Annotated in this window: 20 protein-coding genes and 2 pseudogenes; 7 read left to right on the top strand and 15 right to left on the bottom strand. The window is 62.4% G+C overall.

The window, feature by feature from the left end:
• Positions 1 to 289: 289 nt before the first annotated feature.
• Positions 290 to 3,217 carry an aminotransferase gene (locus B2Y33_RS07965; RefSeq protein ID WP_206405427.1) on the bottom strand — a complete coding sequence of 976 codons (2,928 nt, stop codon included), beginning with the start codon at positions 3,215 to 3,217 and terminating at the stop codon, positions 290 to 292.
• Positions 3,218 to 3,628: 411 nt separating this feature from the next.
• Between B2Y33_RS07965 and B2Y33_RS23205 the strand changes: the two are divergent.
• Positions 3,629 to 4,204, top strand: a pseudogene (locus tag B2Y33_RS23205) (PAS domain S-box protein); the annotation flags it as partial.
• Positions 4,205 to 4,309: 105 nt separating this feature from the next.
• Positions 4,310 to 4,741, top strand: a pseudogene (locus tag B2Y33_RS23210) (methyl-accepting chemotaxis protein); the annotation flags it as partial.
• On the opposite strand, the gene B2Y33_RS07975 reads toward B2Y33_RS23210, so the two are convergent.
• Positions 4,722 to 5,102 carry a MerR family DNA-binding protein gene (locus tag B2Y33_RS07975; protein WP_027916267.1) on the bottom strand — a complete coding sequence of 127 codons (381 nt, stop codon included), beginning with the start codon at positions 5,100 to 5,102 and terminating at the stop codon, positions 4,722 to 4,724. The pseudogene B2Y33_RS23210 and the gene B2Y33_RS07975 sit on opposite strands and share 20 nt — an antisense overlap.
• A gap of 87 nt (positions 5,103 to 5,189) precedes the next feature.
• Here B2Y33_RS07975 and B2Y33_RS07980 point away from each other — a divergent pair, with 87 nt between their 5' ends.
• Positions 5,190 to 5,621, top strand: coding sequence for a hypothetical protein (locus B2Y33_RS07980; RefSeq protein ID WP_111475294.1), 432 nt, complete (start codon positions 5,190 to 5,192; stop codon positions 5,619 to 5,621).
• Positions 5,622 to 5,691: 70 nt separating this feature from the next.
• Here B2Y33_RS07980 and B2Y33_RS07985 read toward each other — a convergent pair whose 3' ends face one another.
• The 7 genes from B2Y33_RS07985 to gloB form a co-directional block, all read right to left on the bottom strand.
• A complete protein-coding gene (locus B2Y33_RS07985; protein ID WP_206405426.1) occupies positions 5,692 to 7,299 on the bottom strand; it encodes an ABC transporter ATP-binding protein in 1,608 nt (535 codons plus the stop codon).
• Between the two features lies 1 nt (position 7,300).
• Positions 7,301 to 8,320: an ABC transporter permease gene (locus tag B2Y33_RS07990; protein ID WP_023534824.1), complete on the bottom strand. Its 1,020-nt coding sequence runs from the start codon at positions 8,318 to 8,320 to the stop codon at positions 7,301 to 7,303.
• Position 8,321: 1 nt separating this feature from the next.
• Positions 8,322 to 9,395 (bottom strand): microcin C ABC transporter permease YejB, encoded by a 1,074-nt coding sequence (locus B2Y33_RS07995; RefSeq protein WP_028686579.1) that lies wholly within the window; start codon positions 9,393 to 9,395, stop codon positions 8,322 to 8,324.
• 1 nt (position 9,396) lies between these two features.
• Complete coding sequence (locus B2Y33_RS08000) at positions 9,397 to 11,232, bottom strand: extracellular solute-binding protein (protein ID WP_027916263.1); 1,836 nt, start codon at positions 11,230 to 11,232, stop codon at positions 9,397 to 9,399.
• Positions 11,229 to 13,058 carry an extracellular solute-binding protein gene (locus B2Y33_RS08005; RefSeq protein ID WP_206405425.1) on the bottom strand — a complete coding sequence of 610 codons (1,830 nt, stop codon included), beginning with the start codon at positions 13,056 to 13,058 and terminating at the stop codon, positions 11,229 to 11,231. Before B2Y33_RS08005 ends, B2Y33_RS08000 begins: the two co-directional genes overlap by 4 nt.
• A gap of 129 nt (positions 13,059 to 13,187) precedes the next feature.
• On the bottom strand, positions 13,188 to 14,618 hold the full coding sequence (locus B2Y33_RS08010; RefSeq protein WP_027916261.1) for a lytic transglycosylase domain-containing protein: 1,431 nt from the start codon (positions 14,616 to 14,618) through the stop codon (positions 13,188 to 13,190).
• 100 nt (positions 14,619 to 14,718) lie between these two features.
• A complete protein-coding gene (gene gloB, locus B2Y33_RS08015) occupies positions 14,719 to 15,498 on the bottom strand; it encodes a hydroxyacylglutathione hydrolase (RefSeq protein ID WP_206405424.1) in 780 nt (259 codons plus the stop codon).
• An 86-nt stretch (positions 15,499 to 15,584) separates the two neighbouring features.
• On the opposite strand from gloB, the gene B2Y33_RS08020 reads away from it, so the two are divergent.
• The 3 genes from B2Y33_RS08020 to dnaQ all read left to right on the top strand — a co-directional run bounded on the left by B2Y33_RS08020 (position 15,585) and on the right by dnaQ (position 17,673).
• Positions 15,585 to 16,358 (top strand): class I SAM-dependent methyltransferase, encoded by a 774-nt coding sequence (locus tag B2Y33_RS08020; RefSeq protein ID WP_027916259.1) that lies wholly within the window; start codon positions 15,585 to 15,587, stop codon positions 16,356 to 16,358.
• Between the two features lie 13 nt (positions 16,359 to 16,371).
• A complete protein-coding gene (gene rnhA / locus B2Y33_RS08025; RefSeq protein WP_023534768.1) occupies positions 16,372 to 16,818 on the top strand; it encodes a ribonuclease HI in 447 nt (148 codons plus the stop codon).
• A 150-nt stretch (positions 16,819 to 16,968) separates the two neighbouring features.
• Positions 16,969 to 17,673 (top strand): DNA polymerase III subunit epsilon, encoded by a 705-nt coding sequence (gene dnaQ / locus B2Y33_RS08030; protein WP_232097597.1) that lies wholly within the window; start codon positions 16,969 to 16,971, stop codon positions 17,671 to 17,673.
• Between the two features lie 84 nt (positions 17,674 to 17,757).
• Here the strand turns inward: dnaQ and B2Y33_RS08035 are convergent, their stop codons facing one another.
• A complete protein-coding gene (locus B2Y33_RS08035) occupies positions 17,758 to 17,976 on the bottom strand; it encodes a hypothetical protein (RefSeq protein WP_027916257.1) in 219 nt (72 codons plus the stop codon).
• A 155-nt stretch (positions 17,977 to 18,131) separates the two neighbouring features.
• On the opposite strand from B2Y33_RS08035, the gene B2Y33_RS08040 reads away from it, so the two are divergent.
• Positions 18,132 to 18,692, top strand: a complete 561-nt coding sequence (locus B2Y33_RS08040; protein ID WP_023534853.1) for an NADPH-dependent FMN reductase — start codon at positions 18,132 to 18,134, stop codon at positions 18,690 to 18,692.
• An 82-nt stretch (positions 18,693 to 18,774) separates the two neighbouring features.
• Here B2Y33_RS08040 and B2Y33_RS08045 read toward each other — a convergent pair whose 3' ends face one another.
• The 5 genes from B2Y33_RS08045 to nuoK all read right to left on the bottom strand — a co-directional run bounded on the left by B2Y33_RS08045 (position 18,775) and on the right by nuoK (position 26,282).
• Positions 18,775 to 20,847 (bottom strand): TonB-dependent receptor family protein, encoded by a 2,073-nt coding sequence (locus B2Y33_RS08045; protein WP_104926364.1) that lies wholly within the window; start codon positions 20,845 to 20,847, stop codon positions 18,775 to 18,777.
• A gap of 217 nt (positions 20,848 to 21,064) precedes the next feature.
• Positions 21,065 to 22,534 carry an NADH-quinone oxidoreductase subunit NuoN gene (gene nuoN, locus B2Y33_RS08050; RefSeq protein WP_023534778.1) on the bottom strand — a complete coding sequence of 490 codons (1,470 nt, stop codon included), beginning with the start codon at positions 22,532 to 22,534 and terminating at the stop codon, positions 21,065 to 21,067.
• Positions 22,535 to 22,541: 7 nt separating this feature from the next.
• Complete coding sequence (nuoM, locus tag B2Y33_RS08055) at positions 22,542 to 24,074, bottom strand: NADH-quinone oxidoreductase subunit M (RefSeq protein ID WP_023534786.1); 1,533 nt, start codon at positions 24,072 to 24,074, stop codon at positions 22,542 to 22,544.
• Positions 24,075 to 24,123: 49 nt separating this feature from the next.
• On the bottom strand, positions 24,124 to 25,977 hold the full coding sequence (gene nuoL, locus B2Y33_RS08060; RefSeq protein ID WP_027916255.1) for an NADH-quinone oxidoreductase subunit L: 1,854 nt from the start codon (positions 25,975 to 25,977) through the stop codon (positions 24,124 to 24,126).
• Entirely contained in the window at positions 25,974 to 26,282 is a 309-nt protein-coding gene (gene nuoK / locus B2Y33_RS08065; protein WP_003251446.1) for an NADH-quinone oxidoreductase subunit NuoK, read from the bottom strand. The genes nuoL and nuoK overlap by 4 nt, the downstream gene beginning before the upstream one ends.

Here is a 26,282-nt window from a genome sequence, read left to right on the forward strand (position 1 = left end):
GCAAGAGCAACAGCAACAGCAACAGCAACAGGAACAGCAACAGCAACAGCAGTATGGCAGTTTGGCTGATGGATGAATCTCAGTGCTGTTGGTTGCTATTGTTTGATTTTAAGTATTTGCGTCTGCTATGACTGGTTTTGTTACCAGAGCCTAAGAACTTCCCGTCGTGCATTGCTCTCGCCCCTATATACAGCCCGTGTGGGAGCGGCCTCGCCGGGGCGCCGGACCGGCCGCGATGGGTCGCGTAGCGACCCCAGTCGTCTCATGAGGTTGCTCAAACACCGAAACTTCACACCCCCTGCGAAAGCACCCGATCAATGCAGTCGACAAAATAATCCACACTCGCCCGCCTGGTGCACATCGGCGGTTTGATCTTCAGGATGTTCAGGTAATCGCCCGTCGGCTGCATGAAAATCCCCAGCTCGCGCAGGCGATCACACAGCACCAGAGTTTCCTCGGTCGCAGGTTCCAGCGTATCCCGGTCGCGCACCAGTTCCAGCCCCAGATAAAAGCCCGAACCATGCGCCGCGCCTGCCAATGGGTGCTTGTCGACCAGCGCTTGAAGCCGGGCCTTGAAATAGCGCCCGGTTTCGCGGGCATTGTCCCACAGGCCCTCCTGCTGCAACACATCCAGCACCGCCATGCCAATGCGGCAACTGACCGGGCTACCGCCGGCAGAGGAGAAGAAGTACCCCTCAGCCTCCAGCGCCTCGGCGATGTCGCGACGAGTGATCACTACCCCCAGCGGCTGGCCATTGCCCATACCCTTGGCCATGGTGATGATATCCGGCACCACGCCTTGCTCTTCGAAACCCCAGAAATGCTCTCCTAGACGGCCATAGCCCACCTGCACTTCGTCGGCGATGCACACCCCGCCGCGTGCACGCACCTTGGCATAGGCCGCTTGCAGATAGCCCGGCGGTAAAGCGATGCCGCCGGCATTGCCATACACAGGCTCGCAGATGATCCCGGCCAGCTGGCGCCCGTTTGTATCGAGTTCGGCCAGGCGAGCATCGACGTCGCGCAGGTAGTCAGCGGCGCTGTCCGCGCCTCGGAAACGGCCGCGGAACGTGTTGGGGGCTTCTACCGGGTGCACCCAGGCGGGGCGAGTTTCCAGGGCCTGCGGGTTGTCGGCGATGGACGTGGAGATTGCATCCGTCGCCACTGACCAGCCATGGTAGGCCTCCAGCACGCTGAGCATGTCGCGGCCACCGCTGTAGGCCCATGCCAGGCGGATAGCCAGGTCATTGGCTTCGGTACCGCTGTTGACCATGAACACGCGGTCGAAACCGTCGGGCGCCAGGGCCAGCAGGCGTTCGGAAAATTCGGTGACGGCGGCGTAGTGAAAACGCGAATTGGTGTTGAGCAGCGACCACTGCCGGGCCGACTCGGCCGCCATGCGCGGATGACCGTGCCCCAGGACGGCCACGTTGTTGAGCATGTCCAGGTACGAGCGACCGTGCAGATCGATCAGGTAGTTGCGCCAGCCACGCTCGATCTGTGGTGGGTCGGCATAATAGTGCTTTTGCGACCGGGCAAAACTGGCCTCGCGCCGAGCCAGCAACGCGTGGGGATCTGGCAGGGCGTCGGCGTTGCAGTCCACACCCAGTAAGCCCGCAGGGGAAGGGCACAGGGCCAGCCATGCTGGCGCCTGGGAGGGCACCGCGAAGAATGGCGGTTCCAGGCTGCTGTCCAGGCACAGCTGAACGCTGAGCCTCTCGCCGCTTTTGCCCAATGCATCACCTTTTTGCAACCGTTGGCCGTCGACGGGGGCGTGGGCCAAGCCATCGATCCACAGGTTCCATGAGGGGGTGCGCAGATATCCGCTCTGTTCACCCACCGACCGCCATGTGCCGTCCTGCGGCGCCTGCACGACCGTGCCCGGTTCCAGTTTCAGCTCCACGCCCAACGCACAGGTTGTCGGTTCTTCGCTGCGATCGATGTGCGTCTGAGACAGGCGATACTGCCCATGCAACGTGCACGCTGGCGCTGACTGGGCTGCCAGCAGACGCTGGTCAAACCCTGGCACTTCCCAGTTGCCGGCGTCGCAGTGCACGCTCAGTACACCCAAGTCCAGGCGGGCGACAGGGCGGCCAGCCACGGTAGGGAGCAGCGGTGCGCAATCATCGAAGCTGGGTACACAAGACGCCAAGCCAGCTGCCTGCAAAATGGCGACTTCCATCAGTGCCAGCGGTGTCGCCTGCGCAGTCTCGAAAATCTGCCATTCGTGGGCGGCGTTATCGCGGATGTACTGGTTACCAGGGTCGATGGCCTGCTGTTGAGCACTACTGAGCACCAGCACAATTGCACGGTTGAGCACCAAGGGCCACAACGCGCGTAGTTCGGCCTCGGTCAGCGGATTGATCGCCTGATAGGCACTGACTGCGGCGAGCACCCTGAAGGGGTCGCCTTCGGCATGATGCAGCAGGGCTGCGCAGGTCACCGACAGGTCGGCAACGCGCCAGGTGCGAACCAAGTCGCCGAAATCGATGAGCCCCTGCAGTTGCCACTCGCGCTGCGCATCGCGAGCCCAGACGGTATTGTCATCGGTGATGTCCAGGTGTACGGCCTGGATGGGCAATTGCTCCATCAAGGGGGACAGGCGCAAGGCCGCGGCGCGTGCTGCCTCGCTCAGCCGTTCGCGTTGCCTGGGGTCGTCTACCTGTGACAGCAGGCGGTCAATCAATGCCGGGGCATGCCTGGGGTCCCACTGCAGCGTTCGCTCTAGACCCTCGTGGTCAAAATCGGCCAGGGCCCTGTCGACCTGCGCGCAGAGCGTGCCCATCGCCCTCATCACGGGGGCGGGAAGCCATCCGCATCGGGTCAGGGGTTGTCCTTGCAAGTACTCCAAAACCCGGACCCTCAGCACCTGCCCATCGATAGGCAGTGTCAGCAGGGTATCGCCATCCTTTGCGGCAAGCACCGAAGGCACCGGCAAGCCCCGGTCCCGCAGCACGCCCAGCGCAGCATGCTGGGCATGCAACTCGGGCTCGGCATAGCTGGCGTGACACGCCTTGAGCACGAACTGGGCCTGGCCAGTATCCATGAGCACATTCAGATCCTGCTGACTGCCAAGCGGCTGTATGTCACCCCGCAGGCCGTAATGCTCCCAAAGCATTGCAAGCGCCTGGGAGGGTGCCAGACAGGGCGCAGGCAGGCTCACACGTTCTGCGATGTGGCGAAGGGCGGTGGTAGCATCATGAAGGTGTGTAGGCATGGGGTCGTACCGGGTCATGAAGGGGACTGACGCCATTAATGCCCGTTCTGAGCGATGAAGAAAGACGATTGTCTTCAGTTTTTCTGACAACCCCACAAGCAGTGCGGCTACGCCGTGGAGCAACGGCCCGCGCATCGATCCTGTACACCGATAATTTACTGTACAAGAAATACGATGCCTTAATGATGGCATCCCAGGGTGAGTCTTGGCCTCGCTCAATCACACTTATTAACCCCTTCTATAGGAACGACCACCGTATCTTCTAGTCGAAACGGCATCAGGGACGTGACGAACAGACTCCAGGCACTCCGTTGGACTGTGCCTTGGGGATGTACAAGTATTGACTGATTTGTCACACATAAGTGGTGACAAGACGCTGGTGCTGACGCACCCCACCCTCAGGTGACCCCTATGTTCAATCGGCAACTCAAAGCTACCTTGGCCGCCCGCGAAACCGAACTGGCCGCGCTTCGCCAGCGCCTCGACGTCTTGGAAAGCGGTGCATTCCTGCGCCTTGATGCACAACGTCGCGCCCTCGAATGCAGCTCGGCGTTCGCCACTGCCTTGGGCGTTTCGCCCGAAGAGGTGGTAGGGCAGCCACTCGGAAACTGGCTGGCCGCTCCGGCGCAGGAAAGCCAGGCGCTGCTGGAGGCCCTGTTGCGCTCCAGCGCCATCATCCAGTTCGACCTTGAGGGCAAGGTGGTGTCCGCCAACTCCAATTTCCTGACGGCGTTGGGTTACCGCCTGGACGAAGTGGTGGGACACCATCACCGCATGTTCTGCAGCCCTGATGAGGTCAAAGGCGAGGCCTATAGCAATTTTTGGCGCACGCTCAACGCAGGTCGCTACGTGACCGGGCGTTTCAAGCGCCTGGACCGCCACGGGCATGAGGTCTGGCTCGAGGCCAGCTATAACCCGGTCAGCGATGCCAGCGGCAAGCTGGTGAGGGTGGTCAAGTTCGCTTCCTTGGTGACCGACCAGGTGCAGCGTGAAGAGGCAGTCAAGCAAGCAGCGCAGGTGGCGCTTGAAGTGTCGCTGCAAACCGATGGCAGCGCCAGTGAAGGGGTCGTGGTCATGCAGGAAGTGGGGCAGTCCATGCAGGGGGTCGCGCGTCAACTGCAGTCGGCTGGCGATACCATCAGCGCGCTCGGCCAGCAATCGACGGTGATCAGCGCCATCGTCCAGACCATTGGCGCCATTGCATCGCAAACCAATCTGCTGGCGCTCAATGCGGCCATCGAGGCGGCGCGAGCAGGTGATCAGGGGCGTGGCTTTGCCGTGGTCGCCGACGAAGTACGCAAACTGGCCGGTCGCACCAGCGCAGCCACGGCGGAAATCGACGCGGTGGTGGCACGAAATCAGGCGTTGGTGACCCAGGCCGTGGGCGAAGTGCAAAGCAGCCGTGCCGAGGCAGCCAACGGCCTGCAGCTCGCTGACCATGCGGGGCATGTGATCAGCAGTATCCAGGAAGGTGCCAAGCGTGTGGTCGGCGCTGTCGAGCGGGTCAGCAAGGACCTGCGTTAGCATCCTGTAGGTTCGGGCGCAGGGGGCAGGCCAGGTCCAGGCGGTGTAGCAGGGATGCACGCAGTGCCTGCAGGTCGGCCATGCGCTGCTCGATGAGCGCCAGTTTATCGCGCAACAGTGCTTCAACGGCTTGTGCCGGCTCGGTTGCGCTCCACAACTGCTGCACGTTACTGCCAATTTCGCTGAGGCTGAACCCAAGGTGCTGCGCCGTACGGATGAAGGCGACCAGCTGTACGGTGTCATCGGCATAGTCCCGGTAACCGTTGGCCGAGCGCTGGGCCTTGATCAAACCCTTGGCCTCATAGAACCGCAGGGTATCGCGGCTGACCTCGCAGCAGGCGGCAAGTCGACCAATTCGCACGGCAATCTCCTTCTTGGGGTGCTTGACCCTGGAGCATACCCCAGGCTTTAGCCTGGGGCCTTCTTTACTTGAGCAAGGTGTTCGACGATGTGGAGCAAGCCCCACTACCGCAAGCTGGTGCGTATCAGTGGTTATTACGATTTGCTGATGACCATTGGTTTCGCGACCCCATGGACATTTGTCTGGTTGCACGGCTGGCTGGGTGATATGCACGCCTCCCTGGGGCTTCACGGTGAACTGCCGGTGTTCGAGCCGATGCACATGTTGATGGCCAACCTCATGGGCTCGATCGTCTGCGTGTGGGCGTGGCTGCGCATACGTCATCCTCATGTGCGGTTCGGTCGTTATGATGCGGCCGGTCGCGTGCTGTTCAGTAGCTGGCAGCTGTATGCGCTGATGCACGGCGGCTCGGCGCTGATCTGGGGCATCTTGGTGATGGAGGTAGTGTGGGCGATCCTGCAACTGATGCCCGTCACCGGGCGCCGCCAGACGCTGTGTAGAACGCCCGCCGCCGCCTGACAGCGTGCCAACCCGACGCGCCCTGTGGATGAGCGCGTCGGGCCGGGACATGACTAACGCGCCGTGGGTGTCAGCGGCCCTCAGGCTGCAAGAACGCCGCATCCAGCAGTTGCTGGGTGTAGGGGTGCTGCGGGTCCTGAAAGATGGCCTGAGCATCCCCTTGCTCGACCACATGACCTTGCTTGATCACCATCAGCTGATGGCTCAGGGCCTTGACCACCGCCAGGTCGTGACTGATGAACAAGTAGGTGAGGTTGTATTTTTGCTGCAGGTTGCGCAGCAGCTCAACCACCTGGCGCTGCACCGTCCGGTCCAGCGCGGAGGTGGGTTCGTCCAGCAGGATCAGCGCCGGCTTGAGCACCAGGGCCCTGGCGATCGCGATGCGCTGGCGCTGCCCGCCTGAGAACTCATGGGGGTAGCGATGGCGCGTCTGTGGGTCCAGCCCGACCTCCTGCAGTGCTGCGATGATGGCTGCTTCCTGTTCCTGGGCAGTCCCGATACGGTGGATGCGCAGGCCTTCGCCCACGATCTCGGCCACGCTCATGCGGGGGCTGAGGCTGCCGAACGGGTCCTGGAATACCACCTGCATTTCCCGGCGCAGCGGACGCACGGCTTGCTGGTTCAGCCCTTGCAGGTCCTTGCCGTGGAAGCGGATGCCGCCTTGGCTCCCAATCAAGCGCAGAATCGCCAGGCCCAGAGTCGACTTGCCTGAGCCCGACTCGCCCACAATGCCCAAGGTCTGCCCCTGAGGCAGGCTGAAATTGATACCGTCCACGGCTTTCACGTGGTCGACGGTGCGGCGCAGCAAGCCTTTCTTGATCGGGAACCACACTTTCAGGTCGTCCACCGCCAGCAGTGGCGAGCCGGGTGTGTTGTGAGCCGGCAAACCGCTGGGCTCGGCGTTGATCAGCATCTGCGTATACGGGTGCTGTGGGGCATCGAACAGCGTGGCGCAGTCGGCTTGTTCGACGATATGCCCCTGCTGCATCACGCACACCCGGTGCGCGATTCGCCGTACCAAATTCAGGTCGTGGCTGATCAACAACAGGGCCATGCCCAGGCGCGCCTGCAGCGCCTTAAGCAGGTCGAGCACCTTGAGCTGTACGGTCACGTCCAGCGCGGTGGTCGGTTCATCTGCAATCAGCAGTTCTGGCTCGTTGGCCAACGCCATGGCGATCATCACACGTTGGCGTTGGCCGCCCGAGAGTTCGTGGGGCAGCGCCTTGAGGCGCTTGCGCGGCTCTGGGATACCCACCATCTCCAGCAACTCAAGGGTGCGAGCGGTGGCCTGCTTGCCGGTCAGCCCCTTGTGGATGAGCAGGATCTCGTTGATCTGCTTTTCGATGCAGTGCAGCGGATTGAGCGAGGTCATCGGCTCCTGGAAAATCATCGCGATGCGGTCGCCGCGAATGCGCTGCATGCTCTTTTCGTTCTGCTGCAGCAAGTCCTTGCCTTGGTAGCGGATGGTGCCACTGGGATGACGCGCCAGGGGATAGGGCAGCAAGCGCAGGATCGAGTGGGCAGTCACCGACTTGCCCGAACCGCTTTCTCCGACGAGCGCCAGCGTTTCACCCTTGCGGATGTCGAAGCTGATGCCGTCGACCACCCGGTTGGTGTGCTCGCCACTCACGAATTCGACGGCCAGGTCGCGCACTTCGATCAGGTTTTCTTCGCTCATGTCACTTCCTCGGGTCGAAGGCGTCGCGGGCGGACTCGCCGATGAATACCAGCAGGCTCAGCATCACGGCCAGCACGGCAAATGCGCTGATGCCAAGCCACGGCGCCTGCAGGTTGGATTTGCCCTGCGCAACCAACTCACCGAGCGACGGGGCGCCCGGAGGCAGGCCGAAGCCGAGGAAGTCCAACGCGGTCAGCGTGCCGATCGCGCCGGTGAGAATGAACGGCATGAACGTCATGGTCGAGATCATGGCATTGGGCAGGATATGCCGGTACATGATCGCGCCGTTGCGCATGCCCAGTGCGCGCGCGGCGCGCACGTACTCAAGGTTGCGTCCGCGCAGGAATTCGGCGCGGACCACGTCCACCAGGCTCATCCAGGAAAACAACAGCATGATGCCCAGCAACCACCAGAAATTGGGCTGCACGAAACTGGCCAGGATGATCAGCAGGTAAAGCACCGGCAGGCCGGACCAGATTTCCAGGAAGCGTTGCCCGGCCAGGTCTACCCAGCCACCATAGAAACCCTGCAAGGCACCGGCGATCACGCCGATGATCGAGCTGAGCACGGTCAGGGTCAGGGCGAACAGTACCGAAATGCGAAACCCGTAGATTACCCGTGCCAGCACGTCGCGCCCTTGATCATCGGTGCCCAGCCAGTTGTCGGATGAGGGCGGGGCGGGGGCGGGCACGCGCAGGTCGTAGTTGATGCTCTGGTAGCTGAAGGGTATGGGCGCCCACAGCACGAAGCTGTCTTTCTTGGCCAGCAGGTCACGCACGTAGGGGCTTTTGTAGTTGGCTTCCAGCGGGAACTCACCGCCAAAGGTGGTTTCCGGGTAGCGCTTGAAGGCAGGGAAGTACCACTGGCCGTCGTAATGCACGGCAATGGGCTTGTCATTGGCGATGAGCTCGGCGCCCAGGCTCAACCCGAACAGAATCAGGAACAGCCACAGCGACCACCAGCCACGGCGGTTGGCCTTGAAACGCTCGAAGCGACGACGGTTCAGGGGGGACAAGGCCATGTCAGTGCTCCCGGCTGGCAAAGTCGATACGTGGATCGACCAGGGTGTAGGTCAGGTCGCCGATCAGTTTCACCACCAGCCCCAGGAGGGTGAAGATGAACAGGGTGCCGAAGACCACCGGGTAATCGCGGTTGATGGCCGCTTCGAAACTCATCAGGCCCAGCCCGTCGAGGCTGAAGATCACCTCGATCAGCAGCGAGCCTGTGAAGAAGATACCGATGAAGGCCGAAGGAAAGCCGGCGATCACCAGCAGCATGGCATTACGGAACACGTGGCCATACAGCACCCGCGACCGGCTCAGGCCCTTGGCCTTGGCGGTGACCACGTACTGCTTGTTGATCTCGTCGAGAAAGCTGTTCTTGGTCAGCAGCGTCATGGTGGCGAAGTTGCCGATCACCAAGGCCGTGATCGGCAACACCAGGTGCCAGAAATAATCGAGGACCTTGCCTGTGGTGCTCAGCTCATCGAAGTTGTTGGAGGTCAGGCCGCGCAGTGGGAACCAGTCGAAATAGCTGCCGCCGGCGAACAGGACGATCAGCAAGATGGCGAACAGGAACGCCGGGATGGCATAGCCCACGATGATCGCCGAGCTGGTCCACACATCGAAGTGACTGCCGTGGCGAACCGCCTTGGCGATCCCCAGGGGGATCGAGATCAGGTACATGATCAGCGTGCTCCACAGCCCCAGTGAGATCGATACGGGCATCTTCTCCAGAATCAGGTCGATGACCTTGGCGTCACGGAAGAAACTGTCGCCAAAATCCAGCTGGGCGTAGTTCTTGATCATGATCCACAGGCGTTCGGGCGGCGATTTGTCGAAGCCGTACATGCGCTCGATCTCCGCCACCAGCGCAGGGTCCAGGCCCTGTGCACCCCGGTAGTTGGAGCCGGCCACCGACACCTCGGCACCGCCACCTGCGATCCGGCTGGTGGCGCCTTCGAAGCCTTCGAGCTTGGCGATCATCTGTTCCACTGGCCCGCCAGGTGCGGCCTGGACGATGATGAAGTTGATGATCAGGATGCCGAACAGTGTAGGGATGATCAGCAGCAGTCGCCGCAGGATATAGGCCAGCATGTCAGTTGGCCTCGCCAGCAGTGGCCTGGGTTGCCTTGGGCGTTGAGCCGGGCTTGATCCACCAGGTGTCGATGCCGATGTCGTACTTGGGCGAAACCTTGGGGTGACCGATGTGGTTCCAATAGGCCACGCGCCAGGTCTTGATGTGCCAGTTCGGGATCACGTAGTAGCCCCACAGCAATACCCGGTCCAGGGCACGGCAGTGGTCGATCAGGCTCTGACGCGACTCGGCGTTGATCAGGCCATCGACCAGTTGGTCGATGGCGGGGTCACGCAGGCCGATGAAATTGCGGCTCCCGGGGTTGTCGGCGGCCGCGCTGGACCAGAATTCCCTCTGTTCGTTGCCAGGAGAGTTGGACTGGGGGTAGCCGCCCACGATCATGTCGTAATCGCGCGAGCGCAGGCGGGTGATGTACTGGGACACATCGACCCGGCGGATGTTGAGTTCGATACCCAGGTCCGCGAGGTTGCGCTTGAACGGCAGCAAAATGCGTTCGAACTCGGTCTGGGCGAGCAGGAACTCGATGCTGACCGGCTGGCCGTTGGTGTCGACCATCTTGTCGTCGACGATTTTCCAGCCCGCCTCCTGCAGCAACTTGTAGGCTTGGCGCTGCTGCTCCCGGATCATGCCGCTGCCGTCGCTGACCGGGTTATGGAAGGCCTGGGTGAAGACCTGTTCTGGCACCTGGCTGCGCACCGGTTCGAGGATTTGAAGTTCGCCAGGGCCGGGTAGGCCGCGGGCCGCCATCTCGGAGTTCTCGAAGTAACTGCCGGTGCGTGTGTAGGCGCCGTTGAACAGCTGCTTGTTGGTCCATTCATAGTCCAGCAGCAGGCTCAGCGCCTTGCGCACGCGGATATCCTGGAATACCGGCCGGCGAATGTTGAAGATGAAGCCCTGCATGCCAGTAGGGTTGCCATTGGGCAGCTCCTCCTTGATCAGGCGGCCGTCGCGCACAGCAGGCACGTTGTAAGCCGTGGCCCAGTTCTTGGCGCTGACTTCCAGCGCATAATCGAAGGCGCCCGCCTTCAGTGCCTCCAACGCGACCGTGGTGTCGCGGTAGGCGTCGAAGGTCATGGCGTCGAAATTGTAGAAGCCACGGTTGATGGGCAAGTCCTTGGCCCAGTAGTCCTTGACCCGCTCATAACGGACCGAACGCCCGGCCTTGACCTCGGCCACCTTGTACGGGCCGCTGCCCAGTGGGATTTCCAGATTGCCGCGGTTGAAGTCGCGCTGGGCGTACCAGTGCTTGGGCAGCACGGGCAACTGGCCGAGGATCAGCGGCAGTTCACGGTTGCCCTTGTGCTTGAACTTGAACACGACCTTGAGCGGGTCTTCGGCGACCACCTCGGCCACGTCCGCATAGTATTGGCGGTACAGGGGAGCACCGTCCTTCATCAGCGCATTGAAGGTGAACACCACGTCTTCGGCACGCATGGGATGGCCATCGTGGAACCGCGCCTCGGGGCGCAGGTAGAAGCGCACCCAGCTGTTGTCAGGCGCCTTCTCGATCTGTCGAGCGACCAGGCCGTATTCGGTGAAAGGCTCGTCCAGGCTCTGGCGCATCAAGGTGTCGTAGATGATGCTGATGTTTTCGGCAGATACCCCTTTGTTGATGAAGGGGTTGAGGCTGTCGAACCCGCCAAAGCTGGACTGGCGGAAGGTGCCGCCCTTGGGGGCGTCCGGGTTCACGTAGTCGAAGTGCTTGAAATCCGCCGGGTACTTGGGCGGCTCGTCGTACAGCGTGAGTGCGTGCTGCGGCGCTGCCAGCGCGGGAAGGCTCAGGCAGGCCAGCAACAGGCTGCCAGCCAGCCGGCGCAAGGAATGCGTGGGCGTCATTGGGCTTTCTCCGAAGTCTTGATCCACCAGCTGTTCAGCCCGAGGGTATAGGGCGGCGTGGTGACGAAGCCGAACCGATTGCGGTAGGCCAGGCGGTGATTGTCGAGGTACCAGTTGGGAATCATGTAGTGCTGCCATGAGAGCACGCGGTCCAGCGCTCGCGCCGCTGCGACCTGATCATCGCGAGTGCGCGCCGCCAGCAAGGTGTCTAGCAGGTGATCGACCACGGGGTCGTCGACCCCGGCGTAGTTCTTGCTGCCCTTGATGGCCGCCTGGCTTGAATGGAAGTACATCCATTGCTCGAGGCCCGGGCTCAGGGTCTGGTTCAGGGTCATCAGAATCATGTCGAAGTCAAACTGGTCCAGTCGCTGTTTGTACTGAGCGCGGTCCACGGTTCGCAAGCGCGCGTCTACACCGATGCTGGAGAGGTTTTCGACATACGGCTGCAGGATGCGTTCCAGGTTGGGGTTTACCAGTAGCACTTCCATGCGCAGCGGTTGGCCTTTGCTGTCGACCAGACGCTGGCCCTTGAGTGTCCACCCGGCCTCAGCCAGCAAAGCCAGGGCCTTGCGCAACGTCTGCCGGTCAATCCCGCGCCCGTCCGTACGGCTGACCTGGTAGGGTTCAGTGAACAGCTTGGCCGCGAGCTGGTCGCGAAACGGGGCCAGCAACAACCATTCCTTGCCTTGGGGCAGGCCAGCGGCCGCGAACTCGCTATTGGGGTAATAACTGGTCGAGCGCCGGTAGGCGCTGCTGAACAGGGCACGGTTGGTCCACTCGAAATCGAACATCAAGCCCAGTGCCTGGCGCACCCGTGGATCGCTGAAGGTGGCGCGACGGCTGTTCATGAACAGGCCCTGGGTCTGGGTAGGGATGCGGTGGGGGATCTGCGCCTTGATCACCTCGCCGCGTCGCACGGCGGGGAACGTGTAGCCGTTGGCCCAGTTCTTGGCCTGATGCTCGATGTAGATGTCGAACTCACCTGCCTTGAAGGCTTCGAAGGCAACGGTGGAGTCGCGGTAGAACTCGTACTCGACACGGTCGAAGTTGTACTTGCCTCGATTCACCGCCAGGTCTTTGCCCCAGTAGTTTTTGACGCGCTCGAACACCAGGCGCCGGCCTGGCTGTACCTGGGTCACCCGGTAAGGCCCACTGCCCAGCGGGGGTTCGAAGGTAGTGGCCTTGAAGTCGCGCGTACGCCAGTAATGCTGGGGCAGGACGGGCATTTCCCCAAGGCGCAGGATCAACAACGGGTTGCCGGCTCGCTTGAACACGAAGCGAATACGCAGCGGCCCGAGAATGTCCACCCGCTGCACTTCCTGCAGGTTGGTCCGGTAAAGCGGATGACCTTCCTTGAGCAGTGTGCGGAAGGAGAAGGCCACGTCTGCCGACGTGATGGGCTTGCCATCGTGCCAGCGGGCTTGCGGGCGCAGGTTGAACACTACCCAGCTGCGGTCCTGGCTGTATTCGACCGAGCGGGCAATCAACCCGTAACTGGAGGTCGGCTCATCGCCCGAGGGGTCGTACTGGCCGGTACCCACCATGAGGGTCTCGTTGAGTTCATTGACCCCATACTGTTGAAAGTTGGGCGTGCTCACCGGGCTCGTACCCTTGAAGGTATAGGGGTTGAGCGTGTCGAACGTACCGAAGGCCATCGCCCGCAACGTGCCACCTTTGGGGGCTTGCGGGTTGACCCAGTCGAAATGGGTGAACGAGGCCGGGTACTTGAGCGTGCCGAACTGCGCGTAACCGTGGCTTTCGCTCACGGTTGCGACTGCGGGAAAGCTCAAGGCCAGGCTGAGTGTAAGAAGGAGGGGACGTATCAAGTCGGCATCCGATCCAAAGGCATTGGGCTTTGATCGGGCTACAGTAACAGTTTGCACTGGCGCAGCAAGCGCCAAACGGCAAGAAAACACAGGTACGCGCACGCACAGGTGTCCGCTTGCCGCCTGGGGTCAGTGGCCGACGTAGACGGTCAGGGTCTGGCCGGGTTTGAGCGCATGGCCACTGCGCGGATTCCAGCGCTTGAGGTGGGTCATCTCGACATTGAAGCGTTTGGCCACCAGATACAGCGAATCGCCCTTGCGCACCTTGTATTGGGTTGTGCGTTTTGCCGAGCTGGCGACCCGGTTAGCGGCGCCACTGGAGGCTTTGCCGCCGCGCAAGGCTAGCACCTGGCCGGCGCGCAGGCTGCTGCCCGACAGGCGGTTCCAGCGCTTGATGTCCGCAATGGATACACGGTTGGCCTTGGCGATGGTCCCCAGATTGTCACCACGCCTGACCTTGTAGCTGCGCGCGGCCACAGGCGCCTGGGCTTCGGCCACGGCGCGAGCGAAAGCGGCCTTGGGTGGCTGCAGGGTGACCAACTGCTCGGGGTTGAGGTTGGAGAGGCTGGCCGAGAGCAACTGCGCCTTGGCCGTGGGCACCAGCAACTGCTTCGGGCCATCGACCGTCATGCGCTTCTTGAAGGCTGGGTTCAGCTGGATGAGTTCGTCTTCGTCGATGTCGGCGAAAGCGGCCACCCGCGTCAGGTCGAGCCGGTCGTTGATCGCGACGGCCTCGAAGTAGGGCTCATTGGCGATCGGCGTCAGGTTCACGCCGTAGGCTTCAGGTGTGGAGACCACCTGTGACAAGGCCAACAGCTTGGGCACGTAGTCGCGGGTTTCCTGAGGCAGTGGCAGGTTCCAGTAGTCGGTGGGCAAGCCCAGCTTCTCGTTGCGCTCCATCGCGCGGCTGACCGTGCCTTCGCCAGCATTGTAGGCCGCCAGTGCCAGCAGCCAGTCGCCGTTGAACATGTCGTGCAGGCGGGTCAGGTAGTCGAGCGCGGCGTTGGTCGAGGCGGTGACATCCCGACGGCCGTCATAGAAGTTGGTCTGGCGCAGGTTGAAGTGTCGACCGGTGGCTGGCATGAACTGCCACATGCCGGCTGCACTGGCGCGGGAGTACGCCATGGGGTTGTAGGCGCTCTCGATCGCCGGCAGCAGGGCCAGCTCCAGCGGCATGCCGCGCTCCTCGAGGCGTTCGACGATGTAGTGCAGGTAGAGACTGCCGCGCTCCCCGGCGCTTTCGATGAACGTGGGGTTGCTGGCAAACCACAGGCGCTGTTGATCGATGCGTGGGTTGACGTCGCGGTACTCCTGGAGCACGAAGCCCTGGCGCATGCGTTCCCAGACATCCCGAGGCGCTTGCTCGACCGGCTTGACCAGCAATGGCGCCGGCCTTGGTTTGATTCGCGCTTGCTGGCTGTGCGCACGGACGCTATCGGCTTCGTCGAGCTGATGGGTGCTCTGGCAGCCCACCAAGGTGGCGGCCAGAGCGAGCGCACTGACCTGGGCCAGGCGCGTCAGCGCGACGGAATGAGAGGTTCTGCGGCTTCGGGAAGACATCGGCGGGCACAGGTATCCGGGCAAAAAATTTCGGCGATTCTAGGAACCGCTCCGGACCGGGTCAACCTTTGACCGCCACTTGCGATATATCTTGGGGTTATCAGAAGCTGTCTTTCCAAGACCTCAAGGCAGCAAAAACAGCGACATGCGAGGTGTTGGAATGTCCCTTCCATTCGTCTGCTTTTTGTTTAACAGATGTTTCAGCGGTGCGCAGGAAGGGGTTTGTCAGCCGTTCCAGACCAATGGTGGAGGGCAGTGTGGTGCAGTCTTGCGCACGCAGCCGGGAGACCGTTTCGAAGCGCTTCACTACATCTTCATTGCCAGGTTCCACGGCCTTGGCAAAACGCAAATTGCTCAAGGTGTATTCATGTGCGCAGTAGACCTGGGTCTCGGCTGGCAGGGCTGCCAGGCGTGCCAGGGCCGGTTGCATCTGCTCGGCAGTGCCCTCGAACATGCGTCCGCATCCGGCTGCGAACAGGGTATCGCCACTGAACAGTACAGGCGTGGCCGCGCCAGCGTTGAAGAACGCGATGTGCCCCAGTGTGTGGCCCGGCACGGCAAGCACCTCATAGACCTCACCCAGCACTGTGACCTGGTCGCCATCGTCCAGTGCCACATCCCTGCAAGGGATATCCTCGTTGGCCGGGCCGTGTACTTGCGCGCCCGTCAACGCCTTGAGCCGCGCCACACCGCCTACATGGTCGTTGTGATGGTGAGTGATGAGCATGTCGGTGAGCTGCCAACCAGGATGCGCGGCAAGCCACCGTTCCACCGGGCCGGCATCGCCAGGGTCGACCACCGCGCAGCGGCGTTTGGCAGTATCCTGTAACAACCAGATGTAATTGTCCGAGAAAGCGGGCAACGCTTCGATCTGTATCATGGTGGTAATCCGATTCGCCTTGCTTGGCACATGAAGGCATCTTAGCCGCGATGGCGCGGTGGGAGAACCTTTCGAGGAATTGCACAATGACCGACCAAGCCTTTGCCCAGGCCGACCCGGACTGGATCAAGCTGATCAGCCTGGCGCGTGAGTGGTTTCAGGGCCCGCTCGGCCAATTGATGCTGCAAGAAGAACAGAAGCTGCTGGAGGAAGAGCTGGGTCGCTTCTTCGGTGGCTACCTGGTGCACTATGGCCCCTGCGCCGACGCCCCACCCAGTGCGCCGAAGGTCCAGCGCAACGTGCGCCTCGGCGCGCCGCTGCCGGGGGTGGAGATCGTCTGCGAGGAACAGGCCTGGCCGTTGAGCGAGCACGCGGCCGATGTGGTGGTGTTGCAACATGGGCTGGATTTCAGCCTGTCGCCCCACGGGCTGCTGCGTGAGGCCGCCAGCGCCGTGCGCCCAGGCGGTCATCTGCTGATCGTCGGGATCAATCCGTGGAGCAGTTGGGGGGTGCGTCACCTGTTTAGCCGTGGCGCTTTGCGCAAGGCCCGCTGCATCTCGCCTTCGCGACTGGGTGACTGGCTCAACCTGCTGGGCTTTGCCTTGGAGAAACGCCGCTTCGGGTGCTATCGTCCGCCGCTTGCTTCGCCCGCCTGGCAGCAGCGCCTGGAAGGGTGGGAGCGCATGGCGGGCGGGTGGCAAAGCGCTGGCGGCGGTGTCTATGTGCTGGTGGCGCGCAAGATGGTCGTGGGCCTGCGGCCGCTGCGGCCCCAGCGTCGCGAGCCGATGGGCAAGTTGCTGCCGTTGCCATTGGCCAAGGTCAACCGCACCTCGGCGACCCCCGATCCCGATAAGCAGTGAATACGAGTGGTACATGAGCGATAGCGTCGAAATGTTTACCGATGGTGCCTGCAAGGGCAACCCTGGCCCCGGCGGCTGGGGTGTGCTGATGATTTTCAAAGGCGTTGAAAAAGAGTTGTGGGGGGGCGAGCGCGAGACCACCAACAACCGCATGGAGTTAATGGCCGCCATCCAGGGGCTGATGGCGCTCAAGCGTGAATGCGAGGTCGTGCTGACGACTGACTCGCAGTACGTGATGAAAGGCATCAACGAATGGATGGTCAACTGGAAAAAGCGTGGCTGGAAAACCGCGGCCAAGGAACCTGTGAAGAATGCCGACCTGTGGCAGTTACTCGACGAACAGGTCAACCGCCACAAGGTGACCTGGAAATGGGTCCGCGGCCACATTGGCCACCCCGGCAACGAGCGTGCGGACCAGCTGGCCAACCGTGGCGTGGACGAAGTGCGCGCCCGGGCATGACGCGCTGAACCCGATGCCAGGTGCGAAGGGGGCTCAGCGCTCGCCCTGCTGTTATACTGCGCACCTTTGTAAACGATGCAAGTTGGAGTCCCCCAAGTGGAGCAACAGCAAGACAAGCGGTTCGTTATCCTCGATACCGAAACCACGGGTATGCCGGTCAGCGAGGGGCACCGCATCATCGAGATTGGCTGCGTCGAGGTGGTCGGCAGGCGCCTGACAGGCAGGCATTTCCACGTCTACCTGCAGCCTGACCGCGAAAGTGACGAGGGCGCGATCAACGTCCACGGCATCACTGACGCCTTCCTGATTGGCAAGCCGCGCTTCGGCGACGTCGCCGAGGAGTTCTTCGCGTTCATCCAGGGCGCTACGCTGGTCATCCACAACGCGGCATTCGACGTCGGGTTCATCAACAACGAGTTCGCGCTGCTGGGCCAGCAGGACCGTGCTGACCTGTCCCAGCACTGCACCATTCTCGACACCTTGTTGCTGGCGCGGGCGCGTCATCCGGGGCAACGCAACAGCCTGGATGCCTTGTGCAAACGCTACGATATCGACAACTCGGGGCGCGAACTGCACGGCGCGTTGCTCGACGCCGAGCTGCTGGCGGATGTCTACCTGGCAATGACCGGGGGGCAGACCAGCCTCTCGTTGGCAGGGCATGGCAGCGATTCGGACGAAAACGGGCAGGGTAGCGGAGGAGCTGACATTCGTCGCATCAGCGGTCGCGCGCCCGGCCGGGTCATTCTGGCCGCACCGGATGAGCTCGAAGCTCATGCCGAACGCCTTGCAGCGATTGCCAAGTCCGCTGGCGGCCCATCGCTCTGGCAGGCACTGACTGAGCGGTCAGCGGACTAAAAAAGCGACGGCCTGCTGCTGGTCAATCAAGACCGCAAGCGGTCTCACCCTCATCGAGCAGTAACAGGCCAGTGCCTCTTCGTATCATGGGATACGGATGATTTCGACACCGGTGCGGGCAAGCTCGAATCGATTTTCACCCAGGTAGTTGACGCGATCGCCGATGGCAAGGCGGTAGGTGGTGATAGGTGCGCCGGTCGTGCTGCCGTCGTGTTGCAGGGTAGATTCCTGAAACTCGTGCACGGGATAGATACGGCCTTCGGCGTCGCGGGCATGGAATTGGCCGACCATTACTGCTGCCATTTGGGTGGAACCCTCTGAATTGCGTAGGAAATGTCTGTAGCAGTAGACCTTCCAAGGGCAGGGGAAGTTTTCGCGGCCGGGAAAAAAAACCAAAGCAGCGCAAAACGGTCATCTATAACTACATCGTCCCTGAAAACATGAAGTTGGAGATTGCCATGACCCAGGTCTATTCGGTTGCCGTCGTCGTCGGTAGCCTGCGCAAGGATTCCTATAACCGCAAGGTGGCCCGCGCGCTGTCTGAGCTGGCGCCGTCGAGCCTGGCACTGAAGATCGTCGAGATCGGCGACTTACCCCTGTACAACGAAGACCTGGAAACCGATGCCCCGCCAGCTGCCTGGACACGCTTTCGGAACGACATCAAGGGCAGCGATGCGGTGCTCTTCGTCACGCCGGAGTACAACCGGACCATGCCAGGCTGCCTGAAGAATGCCATCGATGTGGGTTCAAGGCCTTACGGGCAAAGCGCGTGGGGCGGCAAGCCGGCAGCCGTGGCGAGTGTGTCGCCAGGTGCGATCGGCGGCTTCGGTGCCAACCATTCAGTGCGCCAGTCCCTGGTGTTCCTGGACATGCCATGCATGCAGATGCCGGAGGCCTACATTGGCGGCGCTGCCAGCCTGTTCGACGAGTCAGGCAAACTCAACGACAAGACCCGGCCGTTTTTGCAAGGCTTCATCGACAAGTTCGCGTCTTGGGTGAAGCTCAATCGCTCTGTATGACCGTGGCCTAAGCGGCACCACATTGTGCGGGCCAGTCGGCCCGCGCAATGTTTGTCAGCCAAGGGCTGCCCGATCGTGGCAGTCAGCGGAATGTGTAGGACACTCCCGCATAGACCGCAGCGCCTTCGCCCGGAGTGGAGCGGGCAATGTCCCGCCCTGCGTCATTGAAGCCTGGGGTTACGGTCGCTGCGTAGCGCTTGTTGGTCAGGTTGCGTAGATCCAGCCAGGTCTGCCAGTCACGCTGCGGCGAGTCCCAACCGAGACGGGCGCCGAGGGTGGCGTAATCGTCAGCATGGTAGCTGTTGGCATAGTCCACTTGCACCTTGGACGCCATCTGCGTGTTGATCCCGGCGTAGAAGCCGCTGGGCCAGTCGAAGCGCAACTCGGCCTGATAGTAGTGCATGGGGATGCCCGGCAGGCGGTTGTCGCCGAATCTTTCGTCGTCGCGGTAATGGAAGTCACTGAAGGTGTAGGCCTGACGCAGGCTCAGGCGACCCAGGCCTGACTGCTCCCAGAGCGTGCTGTCCAGCCCGGCCTCCACGCCCTGGTGCACCGTGGCGCTGGCATTGAATTCCGAGGTGAAGTTCGGCACCACCTCGACCGCGAGCAGTTCGTGGCGTACTTGGGCGTAGTACCAGGCAAGGTCCCACCGCCCGAATGCCGACTCGCCGCGCGCACCTACTTCCAGCGTGGTGGCTGTCTGGTTCTGCATTTCGATCGGTTGAATCTGCTTGCCGCCCACGCTTGGCGAGCTCCAGATCAGCGACCATGGGTGGGGCGGTTCCACCGAGCGGCTGAGGTTGCCGTACACCTGCAGGTCCGGGCGTGCGTCGTAGCGCAGTCCGATGCGCGGCGCATAATCCCAATCATGCATCGACACCTTGCCGCCTTCGGCGGGGTAGGTCACGTCGCTCTCGCGTCGCGTATAGATAGCGGCCAGCCCGGTTGTCAGCCACAGGTTCGGTATGAGCTCCAGGTCATTACCTAGATGCAACACGGTATCGGAGCCTTGATAGGTGAAGTCACGTGTCCGAGTGCCGATCACCTGGCCGTTGCGCGCAAATTGTGAGGCGCCGCTGTTGGGCAGGTGCTTGGTGGTGCGCCAGCCCACGGTCGTCTTGCTCTCACGGCCAAACACCGTGTCGCGCCGCTGATAGTTCAGCGTGCCACTGACGTCGGTGTAAGCCACCTTCAGGCGCATCGGGCCCTCGCGCAGGTCCATGGGGTAATCGTGGTAGACCAGGCCGGCTTCGACGCGGGCATCATCGTCGAGGTAGAACGTGGTCTTGCTGCCAACCCAGGTACTGCCCGGCTGCGGACGGCTGTCATCACGTGCCAGGTAGGCAGGGTTCGCCGAGGTAGGGTGATGCTTGATCTGGTCTTTGGTCAAACGTCCGGCCAGGTCGTTCTCCGTTTCCCGGTAGCGCAGGTACAGCCGTGTTTCAAGGTTGGGGTTGAAGCGATAGCCGACGTTGGCCGCGATGCCCTTGGCGCTGCCGCTGCTGTGCTGCTGGTAGCCGTCGTAGTGCGCATCGGTCAGCGCAACGTAGTAGTCAAGGTTACCGAGTACCTGGCCGGAGCTGATGTGGCGGCGCTGATAGCCACGGCTGCCGACTTCATAGCGCACGTGCAGGGGCGCTGCATCGTAGCCGGTGTGGGTGACGTAATTGATGGCACCGCCCAACGCCAGCGATCCCTGATCAAACCCGTTGGCACCGCGCAGCACTTCGGCGCGGTTGAGCCACAACGGCTCGAACAGCTCGTAGGGCGTGCCCCCGGGGCCGGTCAGCGGCAGGCCGTCGAACTGCGTGTAGACCCCTGAGCCGTGCGCGCCTGGGGCCCGGTTGAGGCCGGAGCCGCGAATCGACAACTTGATGCCGTCGTTGCCCGCCGACTGGGCGAACACCCCCGGCTGGTAGGCAAGGACATCCTGGTTGCTGGCCACACGGCCTTGACCCACCTTTTGCATGTCCACCAGGTTGGTGCCACCTGGGGCACTGCGCAGGCGCTGCGCTGCGGCCTCCAGGTCCCCTTGCGCCTGGTCGGTGATCAGCACCTGGCCAAGTTCGATCGGGCTTGCTGACCAGGCAGGCGGGCTCGCAATGATGGCGCCAAGCAGGCCAAGGCGGGGGGACAGCAACAAAACGCGACGCATCGTAGGGCTCCAGACGACCAGCAGTGAGGCAACAGCGGTATGACGTACGAACCCGCGCCCAGATCACCCACAGCAGGGTAAAAATGCTGACACTGCCCCAACGCTTTCACCCACACGCCAGATCGGGCGACCGATAGGCCTGAGGGCGAGTCCAGCATTTGCCAGGCACAAACAAAAACACCCCGCGTAAGCGGGGTGTCTGGGATTGCCAGGCGGGTTAGCCGATCAGGTACAAACCTGCATGCTGCACCAGGTCCAGCAGCGGCTGCGGGTACACACCCAGTACGAAGACGAGCAGGGCGACAGCCAGCAGCATGACGCCACCGGTGCGCTGTTCCCACTTCAACGGTGCGTCGTGACGGCGCAGGTTAGGCTCGACCAGGTACAGGGTGACCATCACACGCAGGTAGTAGTACACACCGATGGCACTACCGATGACCAGCGCGCCCACCAACCACCACAGCTGCGACTCGACACCGGTGGCAATGATGTAGAACTTGCCGATGAAACCAGCAGTGAGCGGGATACCGGCCAGCGACAGCATCATCACGGTCAGCACGGCGGTCAGGTAGGGGCGACGCCAGAACAGACCGCGGTACTCGTACAGCGCGTCAGCATCGCGGCCACCGTAGGGCGAGGACATCAAGGTGATGACACCGAATGCCCCAAGGCTTGTGAGCACGTAGGTGACCAGGTAGACGCCCATGGCCTCCAGCGCCAGGCCCTTACTGGCCACCAGCGCGATCAGCAGGTAGCCGAAGTGGGCGATGGACGAGTAACCCAGCAGGCGCTTGAGGTTGCTCTGGGTCAGCGCCAGCAGGTTACCGACCAGGATCGACGCCACGGCGATGATGGCAAGCACCGTGCTCAGCACACCGCTGCTGGCGGCAGGGGAGAGCATGAACAGGCGGATGACCACCGCGAACACCGCAACCTTGCTGGCCGTGGCGAGGAACGCGGCGACCGGGGCCGGAGCACCTTCGTACACATCGGGCGTCCACAGGTGGAACGGTACCAGCGACAGTTTGAACGCCAGGCCGACCAACATCATGCCCAGACCCAGTTGAGCCAGCAGGCTCGGCATGCTGGTGGCAGCCAATGCCTTGCCCAACTGGTCGAAGGTCAAGCTGCCGGCGTCGGCGTACAGCAGCGCCATGCCGAACAGCAGGAAGGCAGAACCTGCTGCCGACAGCACCATGTACTTGATGCCGGCTTCAAGCGAGCGCTTGTTGAAGAACGCATACGCCACCAGGCCGTAGACCGGTACCGACAGCAACTCCAGGCCAATGAACAGGCCCGCCAGGTGGTTGGCGCTGACCAGCACCAGCCCGCCCAGTGCCGACATCAGCAGCAGCAGGTACAGCTCTTCGCGGTTGCCCGGGAAACCCTTGGCGCCTTCGCCCAGGTAGGCATGGGCGAGCGTTACGCATGCCAGGGTCGCGACCAACATGATTGCCATGTACAGGCAGGCGAACTTGTCGATGGTGATCAGCGACGTGACCGCCAGTGGCGCGACCTTCAATGCTGGCAGGATCGAAAGCAGGGCCAGGTTCAGCCCCACGGTGGACAGCAGGAACGTCTGCGAGTGATTGCGCTTCCAGGCGATCGCCAGCATCACCACCACCGTGGTGATGGTGGTGATCAGCATCGGCGCCAATGCGATGAAGTGTTGAGTGGTGAATTCCATAGCGCTCTTACCGGGCCGAAGCGAGTTGAGTGAAAGCGGAACCGAGCCACTGCTGCACACCACTCATGGTGGCGGCAGAGGTGTCGAGGAACGGCTGTGGATACACGCCCAGCAGCACCAGCAGTACCGCCAGGCCCAGCACCATGACCAGCTCGCGGGTGTCCATGCCGGCCAGTACGGTGTCCGATTTGCTCGGGCCGAAGTAGGCGCGGTGAATCATGATCAGCGAGTAGACCGAGCCGAATACCAGGCCGGTAGTGGCGATGACGGTGATCCAAGGCACGTGCACGAAGCTGCCGATCAGGATCAGGAACTCACCCACGAAGTTGCCGGTGCCTGGCAGCCCCAGGGAGGCGGCAGCGAAGAACAGGCTGATGGCAGGCAGGTAGGCGATGCGGTGCCACAGCCCGCCCATCTGGCGCATGTCGCGGGTGTGCAGGCGCTCGTACAACTGACCGGACAGGATGAACAGCGCGGCAGCCGACAGACCGTGAGCCAGCATCTGGATGACCGCACCTTGCAGTGCTTGCTGGCTACCGGAATAGATGCCGATCAGCACGAAGCCCATGTGAGAGACGCTGGAGAAGGCGATCAGGCGCTTGATGTCGGTCTGGGCGAAGGCCAGGAAGGCCCCGTAGAAGATGCCGATCAGGCCCAGGGTCATGGCGATGGGCGCGAACTCTGCCGAAGCATTGGGGAACAGCGGCAGGGCGAAGCGCAGCAGGCCATAAGCAGCGGTCTTGAGCAGGATACCCGCCAGGTCCACGGAACCTGCGGTCGGCGCCTGGGCGTGGGCGTCGGGCAACCAGGAGTGGAACGGCACCACCGGCAGCTTCACGGCAAAGGCAATGAAGAAGCCCAGCATCAGCAGGTACTCGGTACCGGCCGGCAGGTCGGCCTTGAGCAGGTCGCTGTAGTTGAACGTGATCACACCGGTGTTGGTGTAGTTGACCAGTACCAGGCCCAGGATCGCCACCAGCATGATCAGGCCGCTGGCCTGGGTGAAGATGAAGAACTTGGTCGCCGCGTAGATGCGCGTCTTCTTGCCGTCCGCCGAGCTATGACCCCAGAGCGCGATGAGGAAATACATCGGCACCAGCATCATTTCCCAGAAGAAGAAGAACAGGAACAGGTCCAGCGCCAGGAACACACCGACCACACCGCCCAGGATCCACATCAGGTTCAGGTGGAAGAAGCCGACGTGGCGCTGGATCTCTTTCCAGGAGCACAGCACCGACAACACGCCCAGCAGGCCTGTGAGCAGGATCATCAGCAGCGACAGGCCGTCGAGGGCCAGGTGGATGCTGATGCCGAAGCGCTGGATCCACTGGACTTTGTATTCCAGGGCCCATGCAGGCTCGGCGCCCGGAGCCGGGGCAAGGGTGTAGTCGCCGTTAGCCCACAGCCACAGGCCGATGCCGAGCAACAGGGACATGGTCAGCAGCGCGATCCAGCGCGGCAGGGTAGCGCCGAAGCGCTCGCCCAGCCAGCACAGGAAGCCGCCGATGAAGGGGATCAGGATCAGCCAAGGCAAAATCATGACGGGTTGGTTTCCTTTTGCAGGGTCGCAAGGTTCGCAAGGTTCATGGTCATACCGCGGCCACTACCACAGCGCCGAGTACCAGCACTGCGCCAATGGCGATGGAGGCGGTATACCAGCGCAGCTGGCCCGTCTCGGTCTTGGTCATGGCCACGTGGCCACCGCGAGCCAGACGAGGGATCAGGCCGATACCGCGGTCAACCGGGTCTTTGCGCAGCAGGTGGCTGATCAGCAGGTAGGGCTTGACGAACAGCTTGTCGTAGATCCAGTCGAAGCCCCAGGCCGCGAACCACCAGGCCGACAGCACGCGGCCGATGCCACTGTTGGCCACCGCGCTGACGAAGCTGCGCTTGCCCAGGAACAGCAAGGCGGCGAGCAGGATACCGGCAATGGCAATGGCGCCCGAGGTGATCTCCAGAGCATGCTTGGCCTCACCGCCGGCATGGCCTGCGCTTTGAGGCAGCACGTCAGCCAACGGCGGTGTGATCCATGCGCCGACGAAGGTCGACAGCACGATCAGCACGCCCAGTGGCAGCCAATGGCTGATGCCGTGGCCGGCGTGGGCTTCGGTCTTCGCTTCGCCGTGGAAGGCGATGAAGATCAGGCGGAAGGTGTACAGCGAGGTCATGAAGGCGCCGAGCAGGCCGGCGTACAGCAGGCCGGAGTTGCCGCTGGCAAAGGCTTCCCACAGGATCTCGTCCTTGGAGTAGAAGCCTACGGTCACGATCGGCAAGGCCGCCAGGGCAGCGCCACCGACCACGAAGCTGGCGTAGGCCAGCGGCAGTTTCTTCCACAGCCCGCCCATCTTGAAGATGTTCTGCTCGTGGTGGCAGGCCACGATGACGGCGCCCGAAGCCAGGAACAGCAGCGCCTTGAAGAAGGCGTGGGTCATCAAGTGGAAGATCGCCGCATCCCAGGCGCCGACGCCCAGTGCCAGGAACATGTAGCCGATCTGGCTCATGGTCGAGTAGGCCAGGATACGCTTGATGTCGGTTTGCACCAGTGCAGCGAAGCCCGCCAGCACCAGGGTAACGCCACCCACCACGCCCACCAGGTGCAGGATGTCCGGCGCCAGCAGGAACAGGCCATTGGTACGGGCAATCAGGTAGACACCGGCCGTTACCATCGTCGCCGCGTGGATCAGCGCCGACACCGGGGTCGGGCCGGCCATGGCGTCCGCCAACCAGGTCTGCAGCGGTAGCTGCGCGGATTTGCCCACGGCGCCGCCGAGCAGCATCAGCGTTGCCAACACCATCCAGGTATCGCCGGCCTGGAATTTCTGCGGTGCCAGCACCAGCAGTTCCTGGACGTTCAGCGTGCCCAGCTGGGCGAACAGGATGAACAGGCCGATGGCCATGAACACGTCGCCGATACGGGTGACGATGAAGGCCTTGAGCGCTGCGTTACCATTGTTGCGGTTGCTGTAGTAGAAACCGATCAACAGGTAGGAACACAGGCCTACGCCTTCCCAGCCGAAGTAGATGAACAGCAGGTTGTCGCCCAGGATCAGGAACAGCATGCTGGCGATGAACAGGTTGGTGTACGAGAAGAACCGTGAGTAGCCGGTCTCGCCACGCATGTACCAGGACGCGAACAAGTGGATCAGGAAACCCACACCTGTCACTACGCCCAGCATGGTGACCGACAGGCCATCGAGGTACAGGGTGAAGTTCGGCGCAAAACCATCCACCGACATCCACTGCCACAGCAGCTGGCTGTACGCACCGCCTTCAGGCGGGGCGACGTTGAATTGCCAGATCACGTAGGCGGCCGTGGCCGCCGACAGGCCAACCGAACCGACGCCGATCAAGGCGGACAGGTTCTCCGAGAACCTCCCGCGCGAGAACGACAGCAGCACAAAGCCCACAAGGGGGAAGACGAAAGTCAGGAAGAGAAGGTTCATCCGCGCATCTCACTGGCAGCATCGATGTCGAGAGTGTGGAAGCGGCGATACAGCTGCAGCAGGATGGCCAAGCCAATGCTGGCCTCGGCTGCTGCCAGGCTGATCACCAGAATGAACATCACCTGGCCATCGGGTTGGACCCAACGGGCACCGGCGACGACGAACGCCAGGGCAGAGGCGTTCATCATGACTTCCAGGCTCATGAGTACGAAGAGGATGTTGCGGCGGACCATCAGGCCAACCAGACCTAAGCAGAACAGGATGCCGGCGACGGCCAGGCCATGTTCGAGAGGGATAGCACCCAT

Origin of the sequence: Pseudomonas sp. UBA5666 (genome assembly GCF_002420785.1) — a bacterium.
In the GTDB taxonomy this organism is placed as follows: Bacteria; Pseudomonadota; Gammaproteobacteria; order Pseudomonadales; family Pseudomonadaceae; genus Aquipseudomonas; species Aquipseudomonas fulva.